Origin of the sequence: Hyphomonas sp. (genome assembly GCF_041689225.1) — a bacterium.
GTDB lineage: Bacteria > Pseudomonadota > Alphaproteobacteria > Caulobacterales > Hyphomonadaceae > Hyphomonas.
This window is the reverse complement of record NZ_JBDNGN010000093.1, coordinates 1-2,337: the sequence shown is the minus strand read 5'-3', so window position 1 is coordinate 2,337 and position 2,337 is coordinate 1. Positions and strand designations below refer to the sequence as shown.

The following is a 2,337-nucleotide window of genomic DNA, read 5'->3' as shown; positions in this document are numbered from 1 at the left end:
TATCCCCACCGCAAGGATCACCCGCACTACGCCGTCCACAAGCGCCAGATGACCAGCGGCGGAACGATGATCGCGCTGTCGGTCAAGAACGGCCAGGAAGGGGCCTTCAAATTCCTGAATTCCCTGGAACTTGTCGACATCTGCAACAACCTTGGCGACACCAAGTCGCTCGCCTGTCACCCCTCCACCACCACCCATCGCGCGCTCACCGATGCTGAGCAGGCCGCCATGGGTCTGGACCGCAGCTGGATCCGTTTTTCAGTCGGTTTGGAGGACGCTGACGACCTTGAAGCCGACGTTCTTCGCGCGCTTAACAGTGTGTGAAGGAATTCAACGCAATTTCGCATAATGGCACGCCGACACGCTCCCCCGCTGTATGAAGAAATCACGCAAGGCGTGCGCATCCGCGTGCGCCCGAAATTCATGCATGACGAATCAGAACCATCGCGGGGCCGCTTCATGTGGTCCTACACGGTCGATGTCGAAAACGAGAGCGAACAGACCTGGACCATCCTGCGCCGCCACTGGCGCATCGTCGATGCGCAGGGCCGCCTGCAGGCCGTCGATGGCGAAGGCGTGATTGGCCAGACCCCGACACTCATGCCCGGCGAACGCTTCAGCTACACGTCCGGCGCACCGCTCGCGGCCCCCTCCGGCATGATGAGCGGCACCTATGACCTGAAAGATGAAAGCGGTTTCGAGATCGTTGCCAGGATCCCGGTCTTCTCGCTCGACAGCCCTTACGATACGTCGCTGCCCAGCTAGGCTGGACTAGTCTGGCGGTGGACCCGGCAGGACATCACCCATTGCAATCAGACGAAAGTGCTTCGCCATCATCTCGGGCGTGAAGACGGCCTGCAATTCACCTGAGGCCAGCGTGCCGTCCCAGGCTTTAAGCTGCGTCGGCGCGCTTTCGGCAAACAGGACATTGCCGCCCGCCGACTCGCCCAGATAGGCGCCATAGTCCTGCAGGGCCCGGGCGATAATCTTGCCCTCGCGCGAGAGAGCCGAACCCTCAACATCAAACGCCGGATCGAGTTGGATGCGGGCGCCCAGCGGCATCCCGGTCTGTGCGGCAACATCCCCACTTTCTGCCACCGGCAACGCCGTGCTCGCAGGGGAAGTAAAGCCACCTGTCGCGGCGCCAGGATAGGCAAACATCAGGGCATGGGGAATCCGGCCGGAATTGATTTCCTCAACCCGGATCAGACCCGCCGTTAGCGGAAATCCGGATGCGAGCGCGCTTGCAACAAGATTTGGCTGCTCCACTTCGTTCCAGGGCGGCGACACACCCATTCCGCGCAGATTGGTGATGGCCCCGAAGCCGGTGAACCAACGACCATCATCGCGCTGGTGGGCTTGGCGCATATCCCATTCCAGGTTCCGCGCCCTGTCCACGATGGCAATATAGCCGAGGCCGCCTTCCGGCCGGGCGGATTGGGCTCCGTCGGGGATCGGAATCTCACGCGGCAATTCGAAACCGCGACCGTACTGACCGGGATAGAGATCAAAGACCTCATGTTTCGGCGTCTCATCCATATCGATGTAGTAAACCGGCACGGACCATTCGGCGATATTGATATAGAGACTGCCACCGCCCGCAAAATCGCTGATCAGCCCCTTGGATTGTGCATCGATCTCCGGGCTTTCCGGGATAGGCGTGTTCCAGGGACTGTCGGCTGCGAACGGTCGCCATGCCTTCAGGGGAGCGTCTTCATTCGCCTGTTCTGAAGGCGATGGGGAGCAGGCTGCCAAGACCAGCAACGCACCACAAAAAGCGATATTCCGGATCAAGAACGACATGAACGCTTTCCTTCCAGACGCCTTGAATAGGCTGATTGAGAGATCATACAAATACTTGCACGCTGGCCAGCGAGTTCAGCCTGCGACTTTCGCCCGGCAAGCGTAATCCCGCCAGACACAGCCGGAAATCGGGCCGCAATGGCCCGATTTCCAAGATTGTGACGGCGAAATTCTGCGTTCTGCACCGCCTGTCAAGCGATGCTATTTGTTTGGATTGATCAGGTATTTCTCACCCGTTGCACGTCGATTGTAAGCCTCGACGACCGGCAGTTGCAACGCTTCTGCGAGCGATATCTCGGACGTATAATGGCTGGCAAACGTTGTCTTGAGCTCTGCACCAACCCGTGCGCGTAGTTTGGCACGGCCGTCGGCACCGACCTTTTGCAGGAAGGGTGTCAGCAGGAAGCCGCCAACGCCCCAAGCCATGCCCACACCGGGCGGCAATGTCGTCAGGCCCATGTCGAGACGGCCATAGATATAAACCTGCTTGTGGGTCGCCGAGCCGTAGCGGCTGTATTCCTTGGCGTTGAGGTT

The 2,337-nt window shown here is 59.8% G+C and carries 3 protein-coding genes and 1 pseudogene; 2 read left to right on the top strand and 2 right to left on the bottom strand.

Annotated features, from left to right (window positions below):
- Both ACESNB_RS08660 and apaG read left to right on the top strand, forming a co-directional pair.
- The coding region (locus ACESNB_RS08660; protein WP_373006329.1) for a PLP-dependent transferase at nucleotides 1-324 on the top strand (324 nt) is incomplete at its 5' end.
- Nucleotides 325-348: 24 nt separating this feature from the next.
- Nucleotides 349-765, top strand: a complete 417-nt coding sequence (gene apaG / locus ACESNB_RS08655; RefSeq protein ID WP_373006327.1) for a Co2+/Mg2+ efflux protein ApaG — start codon at nucleotides 349-351, stop codon at nucleotides 763-765.
- Nucleotides 766-771: 6 nt separating this feature from the next.
- Here the strand turns inward: apaG and ACESNB_RS08650 are convergent, their stop codons facing one another.
- On the bottom strand, nucleotides 772-1,803 hold the full coding sequence (locus ACESNB_RS08650; protein WP_373006325.1) for a hypothetical protein: 1,032 nt from the start codon (nucleotides 1,801-1,803) through the stop codon (nucleotides 772-774).
- A 201-nt stretch (nucleotides 1,804-2,004) separates the two neighbouring features.
- Nucleotides 2,005-2,337: pseudogene (locus ACESNB_RS08645) on the bottom strand (NADH oxidase); the annotation flags it as partial.